The sequence below is a fragment of the Hymenobacter sediminis genome, assembly GCF_003231285.1.
GTDB lineage: Bacteria > Bacteroidota > Bacteroidia > Cytophagales > Hymenobacteraceae > Hymenobacter > Hymenobacter sediminis.
Genome location: NZ_QKNS01000001.1, coordinates 77,301 through 97,938, shown reverse-complemented (window position 1 = coordinate 97,938; position 20,638 = coordinate 77,301). Strand labels below are relative to the sequence as shown.

Here is a 20,638-nt window from a genome sequence, read left to right as displayed (position 1 = left end):
TACGCTACCACCCGGTACTATTTTCAGCTTAAATCTGATAATTCCATGACCGACTTAACCGACAAAGTAGCCATTGTAACGGGTGCCAGCCGCGGCATTGGGAAAGCCACGGCCCTGCTACTGGCCATGCAAGGTGCCAAAGTGGTAGCCGTAGCCCGCACCGCCGAGGAGTTGGAGGAGCTCAACCTGAAAACCCAGGGCTTAGCTATTCCCGCCGACGTAGCCGACGAGGCCGATGCGGAGTTCATTGTGGCCGAAACGCTCAGCCGCTTCGGCCGCCTCGACATTCTGGTGTGCAATGCGGGGGTAGGCTCTTTTAACCTGCTCGAGAATTTTGAATCGGCGGAATGGGACCGGATTTTCGACGTGAACGTGAAGGGCACCTTTCTGTTGTGCAAGGCCATTGTGCCCCATCTGAAGGCCCAGGGTCACGGCCACATTGTGGGCATTGCCTCCGACGTAGCCCGGCGCACCTTTGAGCACGGCACTGTGTACGGCGCCAGCAAATACGCCCAGGATGCGCTGCTGGGCTCTTTGCGCAAAGAAGTGCGGCCATTTGGGGTAAAGGTCAGCACCATATACCCTGGCATGGTGGATACCTACTTCAACGAATCGAAGCCGGGCAGCACGGAAGCCGAGAAAACGCATCTTAAACCCTCCGATGTAGCTCAGGCTGTGCGCTACGTGCTGGAGGCCCCCGCTCACGTAGTGGTAGATGAACTGATGCTCCACCCGCTTACTCAGGAGTGGTAATAGTTCGGTTGCGTGTGGTGAGTTGCCAGTCCTTTGTCCGGAGATAGTAGATTACATTTTGTTTATTTTTCATTAGTTCCGGAAGACCTGCTCTGGCAACTCACAACGGGTAACTGACACCTATGAAGCACTTGCTACTTCCAGCGGCGGCCCTTTCCCTGGGTCTGGCGTCGTTTTCATCCTCTCTTCTGACTTCGCAACCTTCCGCGCCTGTGGCAGAAACTGTTTTTTCCTCAGATCCCAACACCACCGACGAGCAGCCCCAGGACCATAAGCTGGTGATTTACCAGATGATGACCCGCTTGTTCGGTAATAAAACGGCCGTGAACAAGCCCTACGGTACGCTCCAGGAGAATGGGGTAGGGAAGTTCAACGACATTACGACCACAGCTCTGCAGGCTATCCGGAAAATGGGAGCCTCGCACGTATGGTACACCGGGGTACTGGAGCACGCCACCATGACGGACTACACCAAGCACGGCATTGCCCTCGACGATGCTGATGTAGTGAAAGGCCGCGCCGGCTCGCCCTACGCCGTGAAGGACTACTACGATGTGGACCCTGACTTGGCTGTGAACGTGAAGAGCCGGATGCAGGAGTTTGAGGCCCTGGTAAAGCGCACCCACGACAACGACCTGAAAGTCATTATCGACTTCATTCCCAACCACGTAGCCCGCACTTATAAATCGGATGCGCGGCCGGCGGGGGTAGTGGACTTGGGGGAGAAGGACGACAAGAGCAAGGCTTTCACCCCCAACAACAACTTCTACTACCTGCCCGGCAAGTCGTTTGTGGTGCCGGCGGGCTACAACCCATTGGGGCCGCTATCCGGCCCGCGTGAGGACAAGAAGTTTCAGGAAGTGCCTGCCAAGGCTACCGGCAACGACGTGTTTTCGGAGGCGCCTAAGGTGGACGACTGGTTTGAGACCATCAAGCTCAATTACGGCGTCGATTATCAGAACGGGCGCGCCAAGCACTTTGAGCCGGTGCCGGACACCTGGCTGAAAATGCGCGACATCCTAATCTTCTGGACTAAGAAGAACGTGGACGGCTTCCGCTGCGACATGGCCGAGATGGTGCCGGTGGAGTTCTGGGCCTGGGTTATTCCGGAGCTGAAGAAGGTGAAGCCTGACCTCATCTTCATCGGCGAAGCCTACGACGCCAAAACCTACAAGATGTACATCGAGCAGGGCCACTTCGACTACCTCTACGACAAGGTGGGCCTCTACGACGGGCTGCGCCGCCTGATGCGCGGCGAGGGCACTACGGAGGATATTACCAAAGTATGGAGCCAGGAAAGCCGCGGCTTCTCGGGCCACATGCTACGCTTCCTGGAAAACCACGACGAGCAGCGAATTACCTCCAAGGACTTTGCCGGCAACCCCCGCGCCGCCATTCCGGCCATGACGGTTTCCGCTACCCTTGGCACCGGTCCCGTGATGCTCTACTTCGGGCAGGACGTAGGCGAACCGGCCCACGGCTCCGAAGGCTTCTCGGGGGAGGACGGGCGCACTACCATCTTCGATTACTGGGGCGTGCCGGAACACCAGAAGTGGATGAACGGCGGCAAGTTTGACGGCGGCAAGCTCAGTGAAGAACAAAAGCAGCTGCAAGCGTTTTACTCCCGTTTGCTCAACCTCAGCAGCCAGAGCGAGGCTATTCGTCGGGGCCGTTTCTACGAACTGCAGGACGCCAACAACCTGGGCGCCCAGTACAACCAGCGCCAGCTCTACACTTACCTGCGCTTCACCGATAAGCAGCGGCTGCTCATTGTGGCCAACTTCAGCCCCGACAAAACTTATAAGCCTACCATCCGCATTCCGAAGGAAGTTATGCAGCTTATGGGTCTGAACCCTAATCAGTTTCATACCTACACGGAACTACTCAGCCAGGCTCCGGCCGTGGAAACCCTCAACCTCACGCTGGCTCCGCAAAGCGCTTATATCTTCGAAATCAAACCGAAAGAGTAATGAGATGAACCGTGATAGGTGAAAAAGTGACGAAGCGGAAACGGCAGCCAAGCAATAATGCCCTATTGCCTTCCGCTTTTACTGCTCACCTGTTACCGCTTACTATTCACCTCTCACTTCCTCACCCGACCTCCCTACCCCCTAACTTCCCACCAACCCATGGCAATTAGTGCAGCGGCTGCTCCCGCGAGTACCCGCGAAAAACCCCGCCTGAGCTTCTGGCAAATCTGGAACATGAGCTTTGGCTTTCTGGGTATCCAGTTTGGCTTTGAGCTGCAGAACTCCAACGTTAGCCGCATCTTCGAAACCCTGGGTGCCAACAAGGATGACATTCCGATTCTGTGGATTGCGGCCCCGGTAACTGGCCTGCTGGTTCAGCCCATCATCGGCTACCTCTCCGACCGCACCTGGAGCCCGCGCTTCGGGCGGCGCCGGCCGTTCTTCCTGATTGGCGCCATTCTGGCCTCGCTGGCCCTGCTGGTGATGCCTAATTCTTCGGCCCTGTGGATGGCGGGCGGCATGCTCTGGATTATGGACGCCAGCATTAACATCTCCATGGAGCCCTTCCGCGCCTTCGTGGGCGATAAGCTGCCCTCGGAGCAGCGAACCTCAGGCTTTGCCATGCAGAGCTTTTTTATCGGGGTAGGCTCGGTGGTGGCGGCCCTGCTGCCCTGGGTGTTTACCAATTGGCTGGGCATGAGCAATACGGCGCCGGCCGGCGAAATTCCACCCTCCGTGAAGTGGGCATTCTATGTGGGTGCGGCGGCCTTCCTCAGCTCAGTTATTTACACGGTGGTAACCAGCACTGAAACGCCGCCCGAGGACATGGAGGCCTTCCGGGCCGAAAACGCCAAGGTGGGCATGTGGGACGGGCTGCGCGAATCGTTTGCCGGCATTTTCCACATGCCGGCCGCCATGCGTCAGCTGGCCGTAGTGCAGTTCTTCACCTGGTTTGCGCTGTTCTCGATGTGGATTTACGCCACCAACGCCGTAACCAGCAACATCTACAACATGCGCGTGGATGCGCCCCTGTATCAGAAGCTGAAGGGGCAGATAACCGGCGCTCCGGCTGCCAATGCCAATACCAAGGAGCTGGATGGTCTCAAGCGCGACGTAGCGGAAATCGACAAGTTTCAGGCCGACAAAACCGACAAGGTAATTAGCCTGAACATGGCTAGCTACGCCGTGGATAAAGCCCAACTGACGGAGCAGGAAAAGGCCACCGCCCAGCGCGTGCAGCAGCAGTACAACGATGGCGCCGACTGGCTGAGTTTGTGTTCCTCGGTGCGCAACGGGGTAGCAGCCGTCTTCGCCTTTATCATTCCGCTGATTGCGGCCCGCACCAGCCGCCGCCGTACCCACATGCTCTGCCTGCTGCTCGGCGGCATAGGCTTAGTGTCGTTGAAGTTTATCACCAACCCCGACTACATCATCGTGTCGATGAGCCTGGTGGGCATTGCCTGGGCCAGCATCCTCTCCATGCCCTACGCTATTCTGGCGGGCTCTTTGCCTGCCAACCGCATGGGCTACTACATGGGTGTGTTTAACTTCTTCATCGTTATTCCGCAGATTGTGGCCGCCACCATCCTGGGCTTTTTCACCGTGAACGTGTTCCAGGGCAACACCCTGAATACGCTGGTGTTGGGAGGGGCCAGCATGGTTCTGGCCGGACTGCTCACCCTGCGCGTCCGCGACGACGACGATACCCACGTAGCCGCCGTTATGGAAAACCCCGGCTACGATACTCCGGTACTCACCAATCCGCAAGCATAACCCTACCCCCTTTAAAGACGCAAACCCTGGCCGCCTGTGCAGCCAGGGTTTGCGTCTTTAAAGGGGGTAGCCAACGGCTGTAGTGCCTTAGCAAAACCGTGGCTGGCAGCGTGCCGGGTTTATGAAATCAGCGGCACTAAAAACCGGCTCCGTATTTCTACGCAACTACTTACCCATAAAATCAGCATTTAACCGGCAACAGGAAGCGGGTGGTTCCTCGTATTTCTTAGTCGCGCCACGCTATTGCTTTCCTTATCTAAACACCGTGGCTTGCTTTGATAGATCAGCAGCATATGGTGTTTCCAGCAGTATTCTTTGGCCTGTTTTTCGGCGTTTTCTTGTTGGTGATTATTCTGCTGGTGGTGTCGCGACGGCCCTTGCACCCCAGTAGCGCCCGGCCCCGCGTGAGCATTCTGATTGCCGCGCGCAACGAGGAAGCCACCATCATCCGTTGTCTGACGGCCCTAACCAAGCTCAACTACCCCGCCGAACAGTTGGAAATCCTCATCGGCGACGATGCCTCCACCGACAACACCGCCGCGCTAGTAGAGGAGTTTATCCAAGACAAACCCCAGTTCCGGCTCCTGAGCATCCGACAGCGCCTGGGCACGGCCCGCGGCAAAAGCAATGCTCTGGCTCACCTGTGCCGCGCTGCTACCACCGAGTATCTGCTGTTTACGGACGCCGACATGGCCCTCCACCCCGATTGGGTCCAGACCATGCTGGCCGCTGCCCCCGAGGGGGTAGGAATCGTGACGGGCATCACCACGGCCGAGGGCAACCTGTTTGGCCGCCTTCAGGGCCTCGACTGGTTGTTTGGCCTAAGCCTGATTCGGATGCTGACCGACTTGGGCCTGCCTATTACGGCCGTGGGTAACAACATGCTGGTAACCCGCAAGGCCTATGAGTCGATTGGGGGCTACGAGGCGCTGGCTTTTAGCATTACAGAGGACTTGCAGCTGTTTGAGAAGGTAGTGGGGCAGGGTTGGGGCTACCGCAACATCATCACCCCCAGTGCCCTGGGTATTTCAGTGGCCCAGCCCACAATCCAGTGCCTGCTGCAGCAGCGCAAGCGCTGGATGAAGGGCGCCGTGCGGCTACCCTGGCAACTGAGCCTGCTGTTCAGCTCTTATAGTATTTTTTACACTGTGCTGGGCTGGCCCGGTTTGCTGCCGCTGGAAACCATTGGGCTCTTGTATGCGGCCAAAGTAGCCTGCCAAACGCTCTGCCTGCTCATTACCCTACGCCAAGCCGGGCACCGCGAAAACCTGGCCGTGCTGCTGGTGTACGATGTGTATCTGCTGTTTATGTCGTTGGCGGTGCTGGCCTATACGTGGTGGCCGTCGGGTATTCAGTGGAAGGAGCGCCGTTACCGCTGGGCCGAGGGGTAGGAAACTACCGGCCGGTTCGGAGCCACTCGTAGGCGGGCATTTCCTCTGTGAACACCCGAATAGCCAACCCGGTCTTGATGTTGCCAAGCTCACGCAGGCGTTCCTCCAGTATTTCGCTGTAGTAGGGGGTAGTAAAATAGGCTAGTCGGCGCTCGGCGTGGGGGAGGGACTTTTGAAATTCGGCGCCAAAATCTTCCAGAATCCACTGCAAGCTGGCTAAATCGGCCAGGCCACGGCTGCGCAAATCAATCAGCCAGTGGCTGGCCTGCTCCTCCCGGGCTAGGTCCAGCGCAGCTAGGTAGCCCGTCCGGTGCTCGGCTGCCGTTGCCGGCCTCGACCACCGCATAAACAAAACGTGCAAATCGGGTCGGTAGGAAATGCGCAGGTAGTCAGATTCAAAAGCGGGCATCTGCAGAGTAAAGTAGCAAGGAAAGCAGTAAGCTCCACCGTAGCGCTTTTGTTTTGCAAAAGCCGCTGTTAGCAGGAAGATTTTTGCCGGAAGAAATTCCGGCAAAGGTAGTTTGGAACTTAGCTAGCCAGGGTGAGGACAGTACGGCCTGTAGCCCGGCCAGGTTGATGCAGCCGCCGCGCATTGCATTTGTCTTTCGGCGCGTAACTTCCCGCTGTATTCCTCCACTCTAGTTTATACCGAATGACTCGCAACCACTTGTTGCTACTGGGCTTGGGAGCCTCGCTGGCATTTCAGCCCGCTCAGGCCCAGCAAAAACCAGCTACTAAGCCCGCTACTGTTACCAAAGCGGCCGCCCCTACCGCCGGCGGCGCCCGCCTGGTAGAGAAAGTAACCCGCAAGGGCTCAGAGCTGGTAATTCCGTACGAAAAGTACGTGTTGCCCAACGGCCTTACCCTGATTATCACCGAAGACCACTCTGATCCGCTGGTGCACGTAGACGTGACCTACCACGTAGGCTCGGCCCGGGAACAGATTGGCAAGTCGGGCTTCGCGCACTTCTTTGAGCACATGATGTTCCAGGGCTCCGACAACGTAGCCGACGAACAGCATTTCAAGACCGTAACGGCTGCCGGCGGTACTCTCAACGGCACTACTAACCGCGACCGGACCAACTATTTCGAAACCGTACCCAGCAACCAGCTGGAAACGGCTTTGTGGCTGGAGGCTGACCGCATGGGGTTCTTGCTGGATGCCGTAACGCAGCAGAAGTTTGAGGTACAGCGCTCCACTGTGAAAAACGAGCGGGGCCAGAACTACGACAACCGCCCCTACGGCCTGGCCTCGGAGAACGTGGCCCGCACCCTTTACCCCTACGGCCACCCCTATAGCTGGCTGACCATCGGCTACCTCGAAGACCTGGACCGCTCCGACGTAAACGACCTCAAGAACTTCTTCCTGCGCTGGTATGGCCCCAACAATGCTACCCTTACTGTGGGCGGCGATGTGAAGCCCCAGGAAGTAGTGCGCTTGGCCGAGAAGTACTTCGGCCCTATCAGCAAGGGCCCCGCCGTGGCTGCCCAGAAGCTGGCTGCCCCCAAGCTGGCCCAGGACCGCTACGTGAGCTACCAGGACAACGTGCGCCTACCTATGCTGCAGATGGTATTCCCGACGGTGCCTAATGGCCACCCCGATGAGTACGCCCTCGATGCACTGGCCGAAATAATTGGGCAGGGTAAAAACTCTTTGCTCTACAAAAACCTCACAAAAACCCAGCAGGCTGCCCAGGCGCAGGCCTATAACATCACCTCAGAGCTGTCGGGTGAGTTTACGCTGGTAACCCTGCCTTTCCCCGGCAAAAGCCTCGACAGCCTGGAAGTAAGAGTGCGTAAGTCGCTGACGGAGTTTGAGCGTACAGGCGCCACGGCCGAACAGGTAACCCGCTTTAAAGCCAGCACCGAAGCACAACTGATAAACAGCCTAGCCAGTGTAAACGGCAAAGTAAGCCAGCTGGCCGCCAACCAGACGTTCTTCGGTAACCCCAACCGCCTGCCCGAGGAGCTGAAGCGCCTGCGCGCCGTAACGCCTGCCGAGGTAAACCGCGTGTACAACCAGTACATCAAAGGCAAGCACGCCGTGATTCTGAGCGTGGTGCCCAAGAATGGCAGCGTGAAACCCGCTAAGGCCGATAACTACACCGTATCGAAGGAAGGCTACCAAGCTCCTGACTACGGCTACAATGGCCTGACGTACGTGAAAGCCAAGGATACCTTCGACCGGAGCAAGCAGCCCCAAGCCGGCACCAACCCGGTGGTGCAGGTGCCGCAGGTATGGCAGGCTTCCCTGGACAATGGCCTGCGCCTGATGGGCTCGCGCAACACTGAAATTCCGACGGTAACCATGCTCCTCACCATCCGGGGTGGCCACCGCCTGGAGCAGAACACGCCCAACAAGGCCGGTATTGCTTCGCTTACGGCCAGCCTCATGAACGAAGGCACCCAGAAGTACACCGGCGAGCAGTTTAGCTCCGAGTTGGACAAGCTGGGCAGCACCATTCGGGTTTCGGCCGGCGACGACAACACCACCGTGTACGTGCAGAGCCTGACCAAGAACCTGCCCGCCACCATGAAGCTGCTGGAAGAGCGCCTGCTGCGCCCGCGCTTCGATGAGGCTGATTTCGCTCGTCTCAAGAAGCAGACCCTGGAAGGCATTGCCAACCAGAATACTCAGCCGGTAGTTATTGCCAACAAAACCTTCGATCGGTTGGTGTATGGCTCTACCAACATTATGGGCGTGCCCAGCAGCGGTACCACAGCCACGGTAACCAGCCTCACGCTCGACGACGTGAAGCAGTTCTATCAGCAGAACTACGCGCCCAACGTAAGCTACCTGGTAGCCGTAGGCGACGCCGACCAGACGACCCTCACCAATCAGTTAGGCTTCCTGAAAGGCTGGCAGAAGAAGGAGGTTGCGTTGCCGGTTGGGGGTAACGCAACCCAGCCCGACAAAACCCGCATCTACTTCGTGAACAAGGACGGGGCCGCTCAGTCGGAAATTCGGGTGGGCTACCTGACCCCGCTCACCTACGATGCAACCGGCGACTATTACCGCGCCTACCTCTCTAACTACATCTTGGGTGGGGCCTTCAACTCCCGCATCAACCTAAACCTGCGCGAGGACAAGGGCTACACCTACGGCGCCCGCTCGGGCTTCCAGGCCACGCGCTACGTAGGGCCTTACACAGCCAGTGCCGGCGTGCGCGCTGATGCCACGGCAGCTTCGGTGAAGGAGTTCATGAAGGAAATTCAGAACTACCGCAATGGCATTACCGATGAGGAGCTGCAGTTCTTGCAGTCGTCGGTGGGCCAGAACGATGCCTTGCGCTACGAAACCGGCCAGCAGAAAGCCGCTTTCCTCTCGCGTTTGCTAGAGTACGACCTGAGCACTGACTACGTGAAGCAGCAGAGCGACATCCTGAAAGCCCTGAAGAAGGAAGACGTGCAGGCTATTTCGCAGAAATACCTGCCCGCCGACCAGATGTACATTGTGGTAGTTGGCGACCGGGCCAAAGCCTTCCCCGGCATCACGGAGCTGGGCTATGAAATTGTGGAGCTGGACGCTGAAGGCAACCGTGTAGCCGCTGCTACTCCGGCTCCTGCCCCCGCAGCCTCCGTTACGCCCCCGGCCGAGAATGAGAAGATGAAAATCAAGACCAAAGACGCCAACGGCAAAAAGGAAAAGCGCAAAGCCAAGAAGGATAAAGAGGAAGCCAAGTAAGCTCACGGTTTTCCTACCCCATGTAAAAGCCTGAACCCAGTGGGTTCAGGCTTTTTTTGTTGCCCAGCCTAGTACCCTGGCGGCAGGCTCAGCCCCAATCTGCTGACTAAGTCTGCCGCCACGGTACTTGCGGAACCTCTTGCCCGGCTTCGCGTGTAGCCTACATGCAGCCGCCGGGCCGAAATACGTATCTTTCCCGAGCCCGTATTAGGCGGCAAACCTATGGTAGTGGAGAAAGACCCCGCAACGACTCGGGCCCTGGACGATGTACTGGCCCGCCTCGACGCATTTAAGCGCAAATTTTACCTGAGTCTGCTGGTTCGTGGAGCCTTGGTGGCTGGCGGCCTGCTGCTCAGTTTATTCCTTGTTTTCAACCTGCTTGAGTACTTTCTGTACTTGCCCACCTGGGTGCGGGCCGGGCTGCTGTTCGGGTTTGTGGCCGGCATGCTCTACGCCTTCGGGCGCTGGATCTGGCAGCCCCTAGCTGCCCTGACCAACCTGCGCCGGATGCTGAGCGATGAGCAGGCGGCCCGCAGGGTAGGGGAGCTATTCCCGGATGTGCAGGACAAGCTCCTGAACGCGCTGCAGCTACGCGGCCAGGCCCAGGAAAACGCCTTGCTGGCCGCCAGCCTGGAGCAGCGCGCCGGGCAGCTACGGGGCGTGGAGTTCAGCCAGGGCATTAATATTCAGGATCAGACCAAGCCGCTGTGGAAGTACGTGGCCATTCCGGGAGCCGTGGTGGTGTTGCTACTGCTTATTTATCCTAGCCTGTTCGTGCAGGGCACCGAGCGAATTCTGAACTACAACCAGAAGTACAGCCCGCCCGCTCCCTTCCGCTTTGTAGTAGAAAATAAGAATCTTACCGCTTTCAAAGGGGAAGACTTTACCCTGAACGTGGCGGTAGAAGGCGAGGCCCTGCCTAACGAAATCAGCATTGTGTACGGCGGCCGGGAGCGGCACCTGGTACGCGAAAACGGCAACCGCTTCCGCTACGACTTCCGGCAGCTGCGCGAGAATGTAGAATTCCAGCTGGCCGCCGCCGGCTTTACCTCCCCGGAGTACGACCTAACGGTGAAAGCCCGGCCTAACCTGCGCGACTTTGCCGTGCGGGTTTCCTACCCCGCCTACCTCGGCAAACCCGCCGAAACCATTCGCAACTCCGGCAACCTTACCGTGCCCGAGGGCTCGGACCTGCGCTGGGAGTTCAGCACCGAAGCTACCGACCAGCTACAGTTGAAGTTCCGTAACCCCGACGAGGTAGTGAGTGCCCAGGCCGATGATGAGCAGTTTCTGCTTTCCCGCCGGGCCATGCGCAGCCAACAATACTCCGTGCACCTGCGCAACGCCAATAGCCCCAACCGGGACCCCATCGAATACCAAATCACCGTCATTCCAGACCAGGTGCCCGACGTGACACTAGAAGCCTTTCAGGATACTACCTCGTTGCACTACCTCGCGCTGGGCGGCAACGTGCGGGATGATTACGGCCTTTCGCGCCTGCAACTGTACTACCGCGTGCTGAGCAAAGGCCGGCCGAACCGTCAGGAAGGCGGAGCCAATGCCGCCTACCAAACCCGCGCCCTACCCCTGGGCCGCGGTCCAAGCCAGAGCTACGCTTACCAGTGGGATGTGCGCCCCCTGAACATGCGCCCCGGCGACCGGCTGGAGTATTTCGTGCAGGTATGGGACAACGACGGCGTGCACGGGCCCAAGTCGGCGCGAAGCCGCACTGCCGAGTTCCGCCTGCCTTCGCGCACCGAGCTACGCCAGCAGCTGGCTTCTCAGAGCCAAGCCGTGCAAAGCCAGCTGAGCCAGGCCGCCCAGCAAAGCAAGAAAATGGAGCGCGAGCTAGCTAAAGCCGAGGACAAGCTGAAAGTGAAGCGCGACCTGAACTTCCAGGACCGCAAGCAACTGCGCGACATGCTCGACCAGAAGCAGCAGATGGACCAGGCCCTGGATGAGCTGAAGCGCCAGTTTGAGCAGTTGCAGGAGCAGCAAAACCAGCTGGATCCGCAGAAGAATGAGGAGCTGGCCCAGAAAGCTGAGGAGCTGAAAAAGCTGATGGAAACCCTGCTCGACCCCGAGACCAAGAAGCTCTACGAGGAGTTGCAGAAGCTGCTGGAACAACAACAAGACCAAAACCAGCCCGAGATGCAGCGCCTGATGCAGCAGCTCGAAAACAAGGAGAATACCCTGCAGAAAGAGCTGGAGCGGGCCCTGGAAATGTTTAAGCAACTGCAATTTGAGCAGAAGCAGGACCAAGCCCTGGAAAAGCTCCAGCAGCTGGCCCAAGAGCAGCAGAAGCTGGCCGACGAAACTCAGAAGAACGACAAGAACAACCCCGATAATAACCTCAGCAAAGACCAGCAGCAGCAAAAGCAGCAGGACCTGAAGCAGCAGCAAGCCGAGCAGCAACAAAAGTTTGAGGAGCTGAAGCAGGACCTCAAAGACATGAAGGAGCTGGACCAGCAGCTCGGCGGCGAAAACCAGGCCGACGAGATGAAGCAGGACCAGCAGCAGGTAGACGAGCAGCAGCAGGACAGCCAAGAGCAGCTGGGCAAAAATCAGAACCAGAAAGCCAGCCAGAGCCAGAAGCAGGCCGCCCAGAAAATGCAGCAAATGGCTCAGAAGATGCAGCAGCAGATGAACGAGGAGGAACAGGACCAGCAGCAGGAAAACATCGACGACCTGCGCGACATCCTCGAAAACCTGCTCAAGCTCTCCTTCGACCAGGAAAACCTGATGAAGCAGTTCCGCACCGTAGACCAATCGGACCCGCGCTTTGTGCAGCTCGGCCAGACCCAGCGCAAGCTCAAGGACGATGCCCGGGTGGTGCAGGACTCGCTGTATGCCTTGGCCAAGCGCGTGTTCCAGATCAAATCGTTCGTGACGCGGGAGGTAGGCGAAATGAATGGCCGCATGGACGAAAGCCTCGACCAGATTCGGCAGCGCAACGTGGGTAGGGCTACTAACTCCCAGCAGCTGGCCATGACCAGCATGAACAACTTGGCGCTTATGCTAAACGATGCGCTCCAGCAAATGCAGGAACAGCAGCGCCAAAGCCAGAGCCAGCAACAACAGGGTGGCGGTAAGCCGGGCCGCAAAAAGAAGAAAGGCAGCTCGGCCGGCGAAGGCCAACTCGGCCGCATGCAACAGCAGCTCAATCAGCAGATTCAGCAGCTCCAGCAGAGCGGTAAGCAAGGCCGGGCCCTCTCCGAAGAGCTGGCTAAACTAGCTGGGCAGCAGCAAATGCTCCGGCAGGCTATGCAGGAGCTGGAGCGCATGCAGCAGAAAGGCGGCGGTAAACCCGGAAACAATAAAGACGGGAAAGGCCAGGACGGCGCTGGGGGCCTCGGCGACGTCAAAAAAATGATGGAACAAACCGAAACCGACCTCGTAAACAAGCGGCTGACGGAGCAGACTATCATGCGCCAGCGCCAAATCCTGACTCGTTTGCTGGAAGCCGAGAAGTCGGCCCGGGAGCGGGACCAGGACGATAAGCGCGAAGCGCAGACGGCTCAGAACCGCCCGCCTGTGTTTCCGCCGGCGTTTCAGCAGTACAAACGCCAGCAAAACCGGCAGACGGAGCTGCTTCGCACCGTACCGCCGGCCCTCACGCCTTACTATCAGCGGGAGGTAAGTGAATATTTTCAAAAAATGAAGTAGCGTTCAGCTACTTTTACCGCCCCAACGCCGCCTTCCCTTTCTCTTTTCTATGAAGCAGGTTAAAATTCAGATTCCTTCGCTCGTCGAGAACATCCGCGTGGTGGAAAGCTTTATCGACAACTCGAAGGATACGTTTCACATCGAAGACGATATCTACGGCAACATTATGGTGGCCGTCACGGAGGCGGTAAACAATGCCATCCGGCACGGTAATAAGTTCGATAAGGATAAAAACGTCTTCCTGTCCTTGTTCGTGGATCAGGACCGGGTGAAGTTTGAAATCGAGGATGAAGGCACCGGTTTCGACTACACCAACCTGATTGACCCCACGGCCCCCGAAAACCTCGAAAACCCCGGCGGCCGCGGCATCTTCCTGATCCGCCACCTGGCCGATGAGGTAGAGTTTACCAAGGATGGCCGCAACGTGCAGCTTACCTTCATGCTACCCGCCCCTTCGGCCTCCGAAGCCGGCTCGGCTGTGAATGGTGCTGAAACCGCTACCCACTAGTTTTTGCCCGCAATGAGCGACCTGCCCACCGAGTACGACGACCAGGAGCACGATGACTTCGGCCACGACGAAGGCCCAGGTATTGAGTTTCTGGTAGAGGATGTTGATTTCGAGCTGGCCGACGCCCAGGACCTGACCTCCTGGATTGAGCGCGTAGCGGAGGTGCACGAGCATGAAATTGTGCAGCTCACCTACATCTTCTGCTCCGATGAATACCTACACAAGGTAAACATGGAGTACCTGGAGCACGACACCTACACCGACGTCATCACCTTCGATAACGCCGATGACGCCGACATCATTGAAGGCGACATCTTTATTTCGGTGGAGCGCGTGCGCGAAAACGCCCAGATTCACGGTGTCACGTTCCGCGACGAGCTGCACCGCGTAATGATTCACGGCGTGCTACACCTGCTCGGCTACGCCGACAAGGATCTGCTCAGCCAGACGGCCATGCGCAAAAAAGAAGACGATTGCCTTCTGTTGCGTACCTTCTAAGAGGTAGGACATCTGACCAAACAAAACGCCCGCTCCATACGCGGGCGTTTTTGTGTCCTCCTAGTCCGACGCCGAAATGCCCGCTCGGTTAACGTTGCTGACATTCGCGGCCGTGAAGGGGGTAGGGGATGGTGCTGTAAACGACATGGCCGGCGCGGCCAGTAAAGTAAAGAATGGTCATTCCGAGCTGGTCTTATTAGGCGGGAAATACTACCTATCCACGTACCCTAGTATATTTCCGTAATGGCTGCTACCCCTCCTTATATTCCCATCATCCGGGGCGATGCGCTGGACTTTTATTTAAGCCAGGGCTACTACCGGATGCACCAGGATCTGTTTACCTGCCGTTTCCTACCCCTCGACGACAACCTATACACCGTGCACTGGCTGCGGCTGGTCCTTAGCCAGGTGCAGTATGGTCCGGAACAACGGCGCCTGCTGCGCTACAATGAGCGGTTTTCCACGGTTATTCTTCCCTTCCGGCTCACGGAGGAATATGAAGAGTTGTACGCCCTGTACCGCAGCTCCATTACCTTCGACGCGCCCGAAACGGTAGAAGCGTTTCTCATGGCCGGCGCCACGCACAGCATATTTACTACCGATGCTATTGAGGTGCGCGATGGAGGCCAACTGATTGCTGTGGGCATTTTTGATAGTGGGGCCCGTAGCATTGCCGGTATCATGAATTTCTACCACCCCGCTTACCGCAAGCACAGCTTAGGTAAGTATCTGATGCTACTTAAAATCAACCAGGCCCTGCACCTGCGCAAAGCCTATTACTACCCCGGCTACTTGGTGCACCGCTACCCCAAGTTCGATTACAAGCTGTTTCCCTGTCTGGCTGCCACGGAAGTGTTTGATGCTGCCACAGGCCAATGGCTGCCGTTTTCGTGGGAGGCGGTGGCTGCTCAATCAGCTGAATTGCTGGCCGATTGGCCTACTGACTATTTGAATAATGACTTGACCGAATAAGTTGGGTAGCTGTGCTTGGTAAAGATTTCCGCTATGGGCCATCTGCCAGCCACTACCCCATCGTTGCGCACAAAACAGAAGCGGAGTGCGTATCTTTGCACACGTTTTGAGCGTGTTGCGTGCTGCTTTCTGAATCTGATTGCCTGAACAAGCGCCCGCCCAAACGCGGGCGTTTTCTGTCTGCAGTAACCCGAAAGCTTCGGCTTGGGGCTTGTTGAACGACTGAGGACGCTTCTTGTGTTACCCCGAACGAATCGGTCAGCCACCGCTGACTTCCAGTTCATCGATGCGCGACGCATACTAGTCGCGCTACAGCTTATCCCGCCATGCAGCAAGAAGAGTACGACGTTATTGTAGTAGGAGCCGGCCACGCTGGCTGTGAGGCCGCCGCGGCCGCCGCCAACATGGGCTCTAAAGTCCTGCTCGTAACGATGAACATGAACACCATCGCGCAGATGTCGTGCAACCCGGCCATGGGCGGGGTGGCCAAGGGCCAGATTGTGCGCGAGGTGGACGCGCTAGGCGGACAGTCGGGTATCATCACCGACAAAACCATGATTCAGTTCCGGATGCTGAACCGCTCGAAAGGCCCCGCTATGTGGAGCCCGCGGGCCCAGAGTGACCGGATGCGCTTTGCTGAAGAGTGGCGCCTGACCCTGGAGCAAACCCTGAACGTGGATTTCTGGCAGGAAGCCGTAATGGGCATCCTAGTGGAGAATGACACAGTAGTAGGGGTTAAGACCCAGCTCGGCATTGAGTTTCGCGGCAAGGCCGTGGTGCTCACCAATGGTACCTTCCTCAACGGCCTCATCCACATTGGAGAGAAGCAGTTTGGGGGCGGGCGCGCCGCTGAAAGCCGCAGCACCGGCATTACGGAGCAGCTGAAGGAGCTAGGCTTTGAGGCCGGCCGCATGAAAACCGGCACTCCGCCCCGCGTAGACGGCCGCAGCCTAGACTACTCCAAAATGGAGGAGCAGCCGGGCGACGAAGTGCCCAGCAAATTCTCCTACCTCGATACGCCGGCCCTGGTAAAGCAGCGCCCCTGCTACATTACCTACACCAACCCCGAGGTTCACGAAATCCTGAAGGAAGGCTTTGAAAAGTCTCCCATGTTCCAGGGCCGCATTAAGGGTCTGGGGCCACGCTATTGCCCTTCGGTGGAGGATAAAATCAACCGTTTCGCCGACAAGGACCGTCACCAGATTTTTGTGGAGCCCGAAGGCTGGAGCACCGTGGAGGTGTACGTGAACGGCTTTAGCAGCTCCCTGCCCGAAGACGTGCAGTACCGCGCCCTGCGCAAAATTGCCGGCTTCGAGAATGCCAAGATGTTCCGCCCGGGCTACGCTATTGAGTACGACTTCTTCCCGCCCACCCAGCTGCAGCTGACTCTGGAAACCAAGCGCATCAGCAACCTCTACTTCGCGGGCCAAATCAATGGCACCACGGGCTATGAGGAAGCAGCTTGCCAGGGCCTGATGGCCGGCATCAATGCCCACAACAAAGTGCACGGCAAGGAGCCCTTCATCCTGAAGCGGAGCGAAGCCTACATTGGCGTACTCATTGATGACCTGGTGAACAAAGGCACCGACGAGCCCTACCGTATGTTCACGAGCCGGGCCGAGCACCGCCTGCTGCTACGCCAGGATAACGCCGATCTGCGCTTGACTCCGCTGGGCTACGCCTTGGGCTTGGCCTCGGAGGAACGCATGGAGCTGGTGCGCGAGAAGGAACGCCAGACCCAGGAAGTAGTAAAGCTGCTGCAAAACCACGGCATCGAGCCCCAGGAAATAAACGACTGGCTGCAGGAAATCGGCTCGGCTATCATCCATGAGAAAACCCGCGCCGTGAATCTGCTGCGCCGTCCTAACGTGGATCTGCCGGCCCTGGCCCGGGTGCTGCCCGGCCTCACGCTGGCCCTAACGCCCTACGGTCCGGAAGCCCTGGAACAGGCAGAAATTCTGGTGAAGTACGAGTCCTACCTCGTGAAAGAGCACCAACAGGCTGCGCGCGTGCAGGAGTTGGAAAACTTCCAGATCAAAGGCCGCCTCGACTACAAAGCTATGCCGGCCCTCTCGCACGAGGCCCGCGAGAAGCTACTCAAGATTCAGCCCGAAACACTGGGTCAGGCTTCGCGCATCAGCGGCGTTTCCCCCGCCGACGTATCGGTGCTGATGGTGTACTTAGGCAGGTAGCCTCTGGTTTGCGGCCACAGCCGTCCGACCAAATTTCCCCCATCATTGTGATGCCACGGATTCCTACTTGAATTCGTGGCATCTTTGGTTTTGTACCTTCGTGTTGCAGCCGGATGCCCTGCCGGAAGTTTGGCTGCAATCAGCGTAATCAAATTAATCAGCGCAAATCTGTGATTTACGAGCGTTTGGAGAAGTGCCCGGTCTGCGGGAAAACAGAATTTCGCAACAAGCTGGTAGTAGAAGATAAGTCGGTGAGTAAGGAAAGCTTTGCCATTCAGCAATGCGAGGCCTGCTCGTTTCAGTTCACCAACCCGCGCCCCGATGCCGCTCACATTGGTCGCTATTATGAGTCCGACGAGTACGTGTCGCACAATAGTGGGGCAGGGGGGGTTATCAACCAAGCCTATAAAGTGGCGCGGTTTTTTACCATGCGTCGCAAAGTAGCGCTGGTGAATAATCTGGCTACCCGCAAAGGTCGCCTCTTCGACTACGGCTGCGGCACTGGTCACTTTCTGGCGGCTGCTAAGGGCAACGGCTGGCGGGTAGCTGGCTGGGAGCCCAATGAGCGAGCCCGACAGGAAGCGACCCAGCGCGTAGGCCCGGCCCTGGAACTGGAAGCTGACCTCACGAAGCTACCCTCCGAAACCTTCGATGTCATCACCCTCTGGCACGTACTGGAACACGTTCACGAACTGAACGATACCCTGCACCAGCTCATTCGGCTGTTGAAGTCAGATGGGGTGCTGATTATTGCTGTGCCCAACGCCGATAGTCTCGATGCCCAGCATTACCGCCAGGACTGGGCTGCTTATGATGTGCCGCGCCATCTGTACCATTTCACCCCCAAAACCATGACCCAGCTGCTCAAAAAGCACAAAATGCAGGTGAAGGAGGTGTTGCCTATGCCCCTAGATGCCTATTACGTGAGCATGCTTAGCGAAAAGCACCGCGCCGAGCGGGGCGGCGGCATGCTTACCGTACTGAAAGCCGGCTACCAATCAAACCGCTACGCTGCCAGCCACGAGGGCCAGTACTCCAGCCTGATTTACGTAGCACATAAACGCTAGCCGGTGGGGTAGGGGAGAGGCTACCTGTTTCTTCTACAGAGCATTATCATTCCGGGTTGGGCGAAGAATCTGGGGTAGCCTTTGCTGAGGCACCTGGATTTTCCGCCTGGCCCGGAATGACAGTTTTTAGCCGTTCCAGCGTTCAGCCTTGTACCTTCGACGCACGAATCAGACTTCCGGCAGCGGTACTACCCCTGGCCTGGCGTCAGACCGAACTTCGTGCTATTGCCTACCCTCGCAACAACCGCGAATCCTTTTCTATGCCTTTATCTTCCCGAGCTAGTGTGCTCTTTCTTTTACTGGGTGCCGCAGGGCTCAACGGCTGCGCGGCTATCAGCTCACCCGAAGGCGGGGCGCGCGACACCATTCCGCCCAAACTGGTACGCACTCTGCCAGCCAACGGTGCCCGCAACGTAAGTGGCCAGTCGGTGCGGCTGGAGTTTTCGGAGCAGGTGCAGATCAAGGACCTGCAAAAAAATCTGATTGTAGCGCCCCTTCTCGATGAGAAAAACACCTACAAGGTGCGCGAAGACCGCACGGCCATTACTATCACCTTCGATAAGCCTTTTGCGCCTAACACCACCTACTCTTTCAACTTCGGCAACTCCATCAGCGACATTACAGAGAGCAACCCGGCGCCTAAGGCCATGGTCAGTTTTAGCACCGGCGCTCAGCTCGACTCCGGCTCCGTCCGGGGGGTAGTAACAGATTTGCTCAGTGATGCCCCCACGGAAAATGTGTCGGTGGTTTTGTATCCGGAAACCGATACGGCCAACGTCCGCCGGGGCCGGCCTTACTACCTGGCCCGCACTGATAAGCAAGGGCGCTTCGAGCTGAACTACCTGAAGGAAGGCCGCTACCAGGCCTACGCTCTGCTCGATAAAAATCAGAGCAACCGCTACGAGGAAGGCGAGCGAATCGGCTACCTCTCGGAGCTGCTGACGGTAGGCCCAACCACCGATAGCCTCCGTTTCCGCCTAACTCGCCCCGACACGCGCCGGCCCCTTATCACCACCCAAAAGCCCAACCCCACCGACTTCCGGATTTCTTACAATGAAGGGGTAGAGCAAATCAGTCTGGCACCGCTGGGAACAGCCCCTGCCGCGGTAGCCCTGGCCCGCGCGGTGCAGTTAACCGATAAGGGCCGGACGGCAGTACTCTACCGCGTGCCGGAGCTAACGGAGGGCCGCTACCTGCTCACGGCCATTGACAGCGTCGGGAACAGCGGCCGCGACACCGTGAATGTGCGCTTCCAGGGCAACGAGGCCGCTCGCAAAGGTCCCGGATATGTAGTGGACGGCAACCCGCGCGAGGTGTACCGGCAGGGGCAGGTAAAGTTTGTGTTTAAGGAGCCCATTCAGTTAGCTGCCAACAAACCCATCGGGGTGCTAGCCGAGGACTCGGTGAAGCGGCGGCCACTACGCTTACCCCAGGACGGCACGCTCAGTCCCGACCGGCTAACGCTGGCCCTCACACTGAATACCAACGCCCGCAAGAACGTGAGCATACTGCTTGACAGCACCGCCATCAGCAGTATTACCGGGCAGCGCCTGGGCCTGAAGCCCCTGCGTCTCCGCGTAACAGAGCAAAACACCACTGGCTCGCTCAGCGGCCCCCTACAAACTAAGTACACGCGCTACTGGGTACAGCTGCTGGATGCCAACGGGCAAGTGCAAGCTACCCTCGACAGCCCCCGGGGCACCTACCGCTTCGATTTCCTGGCGCCGGGCACTTACCGCATCCGGGTGCTGATTGATGCCGACAAGGACGGCCGGTGGCGCAGTAGCGACCCGCAACTGCGCGTACAGCCCGAGCCTGTTTTCCTTTTCCCGAAAGCCCTAGAAATCCGCTCCAACTTCGATAACGTCGAAACCCTGAGCTTCTAACTTAGTCCGCCAGCCTACCCCTACAGCAACGCCCAATTCCTTAGCTGGAGTTGGGCGTTGCTGTAGGGGTAGGCGGCCGCCACATCGGGCTGAGTTTTCTGACGGCCAATGATAGGATCAACTCCGGAGCCGGGTAGCAGGTAATAGCCTAAGCAAAATCCTACTCACTGCTATATAGAAAAGCACTCATCAAGATATCCACATCCTGAATCTGCCCCTACTAGTAAGCAGGGGCTTTTTTGGGTGTATGCGCTTGAGAAATCCACAGAGTTTTCCA

14 protein-coding genes are annotated in these 20,638 nt (G+C 57.9%); 13 read left to right on the top strand and 1 reads right to left on the bottom strand.

Going from position 1 to position 20,638, the window contains the following annotated elements:
• Positions 1-45: 45 nt before the first annotated feature.
• The 4 genes from DNI29_RS00410 (at position 46) to DNI29_RS00395 (ending at position 5,887) form a co-directional block, all read left to right on the top strand.
• Positions 46-753 carry an SDR family oxidoreductase gene (locus DNI29_RS00410; RefSeq protein ID WP_110976098.1) on the top strand — a complete coding sequence of 236 codons (708 nt, stop codon included), beginning with the start codon at positions 46-48 and terminating at the stop codon, positions 751-753.
• Between the two features lie 290 nt (positions 754-1,043).
• Positions 1,044-2,723, top strand: a complete 1,680-nt coding sequence (locus DNI29_RS00405) for an alpha-amylase family glycosyl hydrolase (protein ID WP_238388026.1) — start codon at positions 1,044-1,046, stop codon at positions 2,721-2,723.
• Between the two features lie 159 nt (positions 2,724-2,882).
• Positions 2,883-4,496, top strand: coding sequence for an MFS transporter (locus DNI29_RS24795; RefSeq protein ID WP_110976096.1), 1,614 nt, complete (start codon positions 2,883-2,885; stop codon positions 4,494-4,496).
• A 293-nt stretch (positions 4,497-4,789) separates the two neighbouring features.
• Entirely contained in the window at positions 4,790-5,887 is a 1,098-nt protein-coding gene (locus DNI29_RS00395; RefSeq protein ID WP_110976095.1) for a glycosyltransferase, read from the top strand.
• Between the two features lie 4 nt (positions 5,888-5,891).
• On the opposite strand, the gene DNI29_RS00390 is transcribed toward DNI29_RS00395, so the two are convergent.
• Entirely contained in the window at positions 5,892-6,296 is a 405-nt protein-coding gene (locus DNI29_RS00390; protein ID WP_110976094.1) for a hypothetical protein, read from the bottom strand.
• A gap of 243 nt (positions 6,297-6,539) precedes the next feature.
• Between DNI29_RS00390 and DNI29_RS00380 the strand changes: the two genes are divergently transcribed.
• From DNI29_RS00380 to DNI29_RS00345, 9 genes are all read left to right on the top strand, one after another.
• Positions 6,540-9,572 carry a M16 family metallopeptidase gene (locus DNI29_RS00380; protein ID WP_110976092.1) on the top strand — a complete coding sequence of 1,011 codons (3,033 nt, stop codon included), beginning with the start codon at positions 6,540-6,542 and terminating at the stop codon, positions 9,570-9,572.
• 222 nt (positions 9,573-9,794) lie between these two features.
• Positions 9,795-13,238: a DUF4175 family protein gene (locus DNI29_RS00375; RefSeq protein WP_110976091.1), complete on the top strand. Its 3,444-nt coding sequence runs from the start codon at positions 9,795-9,797 to the stop codon at positions 13,236-13,238.
• Positions 13,239-13,287: 49 nt separating this feature from the next.
• Positions 13,288-13,746: an ATP-binding protein gene (locus DNI29_RS00370; protein ID WP_110976090.1), complete on the top strand. Its 459-nt coding sequence runs from the start codon at positions 13,288-13,290 to the stop codon at positions 13,744-13,746.
• A 12-nt stretch (positions 13,747-13,758) separates the two neighbouring features.
• A complete protein-coding gene (ybeY, locus tag DNI29_RS00365) occupies positions 13,759-14,244 on the top strand; it encodes an rRNA maturation RNase YbeY (RefSeq protein WP_110976089.1) in 486 nt (161 codons plus the stop codon).
• 76 nt (positions 14,245-14,320) lie between these two features.
• Positions 14,321-14,488 (top strand): hypothetical protein, encoded by a 168-nt coding sequence (locus DNI29_RS24375; RefSeq protein ID WP_162303461.1) that lies wholly within the window; start codon positions 14,321-14,323, stop codon positions 14,486-14,488.
• On the top strand, positions 14,488-15,216 hold the full coding sequence (locus DNI29_RS00360) for a GNAT family N-acetyltransferase (protein WP_238387964.1): 729 nt from the start codon (positions 14,488-14,490) through the stop codon (positions 15,214-15,216). Before DNI29_RS24375 ends, DNI29_RS00360 begins: the two co-directional genes overlap by 1 nt.
• 326 nt (positions 15,217-15,542) lie before the next feature.
• On the top strand, positions 15,543-17,408 hold the full coding sequence (mnmG, locus tag DNI29_RS00355) for a tRNA uridine-5-carboxymethylaminomethyl(34) synthesis enzyme MnmG (RefSeq protein WP_110976088.1): 1,866 nt from the start codon (positions 15,543-15,545) through the stop codon (positions 17,406-17,408).
• 170 nt (positions 17,409-17,578) lie between these two features.
• On the top strand, positions 17,579-18,475 hold the full coding sequence (locus tag DNI29_RS00350; protein WP_110977242.1) for a class I SAM-dependent methyltransferase: 897 nt from the start codon (positions 17,579-17,581) through the stop codon (positions 18,473-18,475).
• 284 nt (positions 18,476-18,759) lie between these two features.
• On the top strand, positions 18,760-20,361 hold the full coding sequence (locus tag DNI29_RS00345; RefSeq protein ID WP_162303460.1) for an Ig-like domain-containing protein: 1,602 nt from the start codon (positions 18,760-18,762) through the stop codon (positions 20,359-20,361).
• Positions 20,362-20,638 lie beyond the last annotated feature (277 nt).

Bases quoted from the DNA above. Each gene is read 5' to 3' on its own strand.
- DNI29_RS00395 (WP_110976095.1), top strand. From the start codon at position 4,790: ATGGTGTTTCCAGCAGTATTCTTTGGCCTGTTTTTCGGCGTTTTCTTG.
- DNI29_RS00410 (WP_110976098.1), top strand. From the start codon at position 46: ATGACCGACTTAACCGACAAAGTAGCCATTGTAACGGGTGCCAGCCGC.
- DNI29_RS00360 (WP_238387964.1), top strand. From the start codon at position 14,488: ATGGCTGCTACCCCTCCTTATATTCCCATCATCCGGGGCGATGCGCTG.
- DNI29_RS00390 (WP_110976094.1), bottom strand. From the start codon at position 6,296: ATGCCCGCTTTTGAATCTGACTACCTGCGCATTTCCTACCGACCCGAT.
- DNI29_RS00380 (WP_110976092.1), top strand. From the start codon at position 6,540: ATGACTCGCAACCACTTGTTGCTACTGGGCTTGGGAGCCTCGCTGGCA.
- DNI29_RS24795 (WP_110976096.1), top strand. From the start codon at position 2,883: ATGGCAATTAGTGCAGCGGCTGCTCCCGCGAGTACCCGCGAAAAACCC.
- DNI29_RS00370 (WP_110976090.1), top strand. From the start codon at position 13,288: ATGAAGCAGGTTAAAATTCAGATTCCTTCGCTCGTCGAGAACATCCGC.
- DNI29_RS00375 (WP_110976091.1), top strand. From the start codon at position 9,795: ATGGTAGTGGAGAAAGACCCCGCAACGACTCGGGCCCTGGACGATGTA.
- DNI29_RS00405 (WP_238388026.1), top strand. From the start codon at position 1,044: ATGATGACCCGCTTGTTCGGTAATAAAACGGCCGTGAACAAGCCCTAC.
- mnmG (WP_110976088.1), top strand. From the start codon at position 15,543: ATGCAGCAAGAAGAGTACGACGTTATTGTAGTAGGAGCCGGCCACGCT.
- ybeY (WP_110976089.1), top strand. From the start codon at position 13,759: ATGAGCGACCTGCCCACCGAGTACGACGACCAGGAGCACGATGACTTC.
- DNI29_RS24375 (WP_162303461.1), top strand. From the start codon at position 14,321: ATGCCCGCTCGGTTAACGTTGCTGACATTCGCGGCCGTGAAGGGGGTA.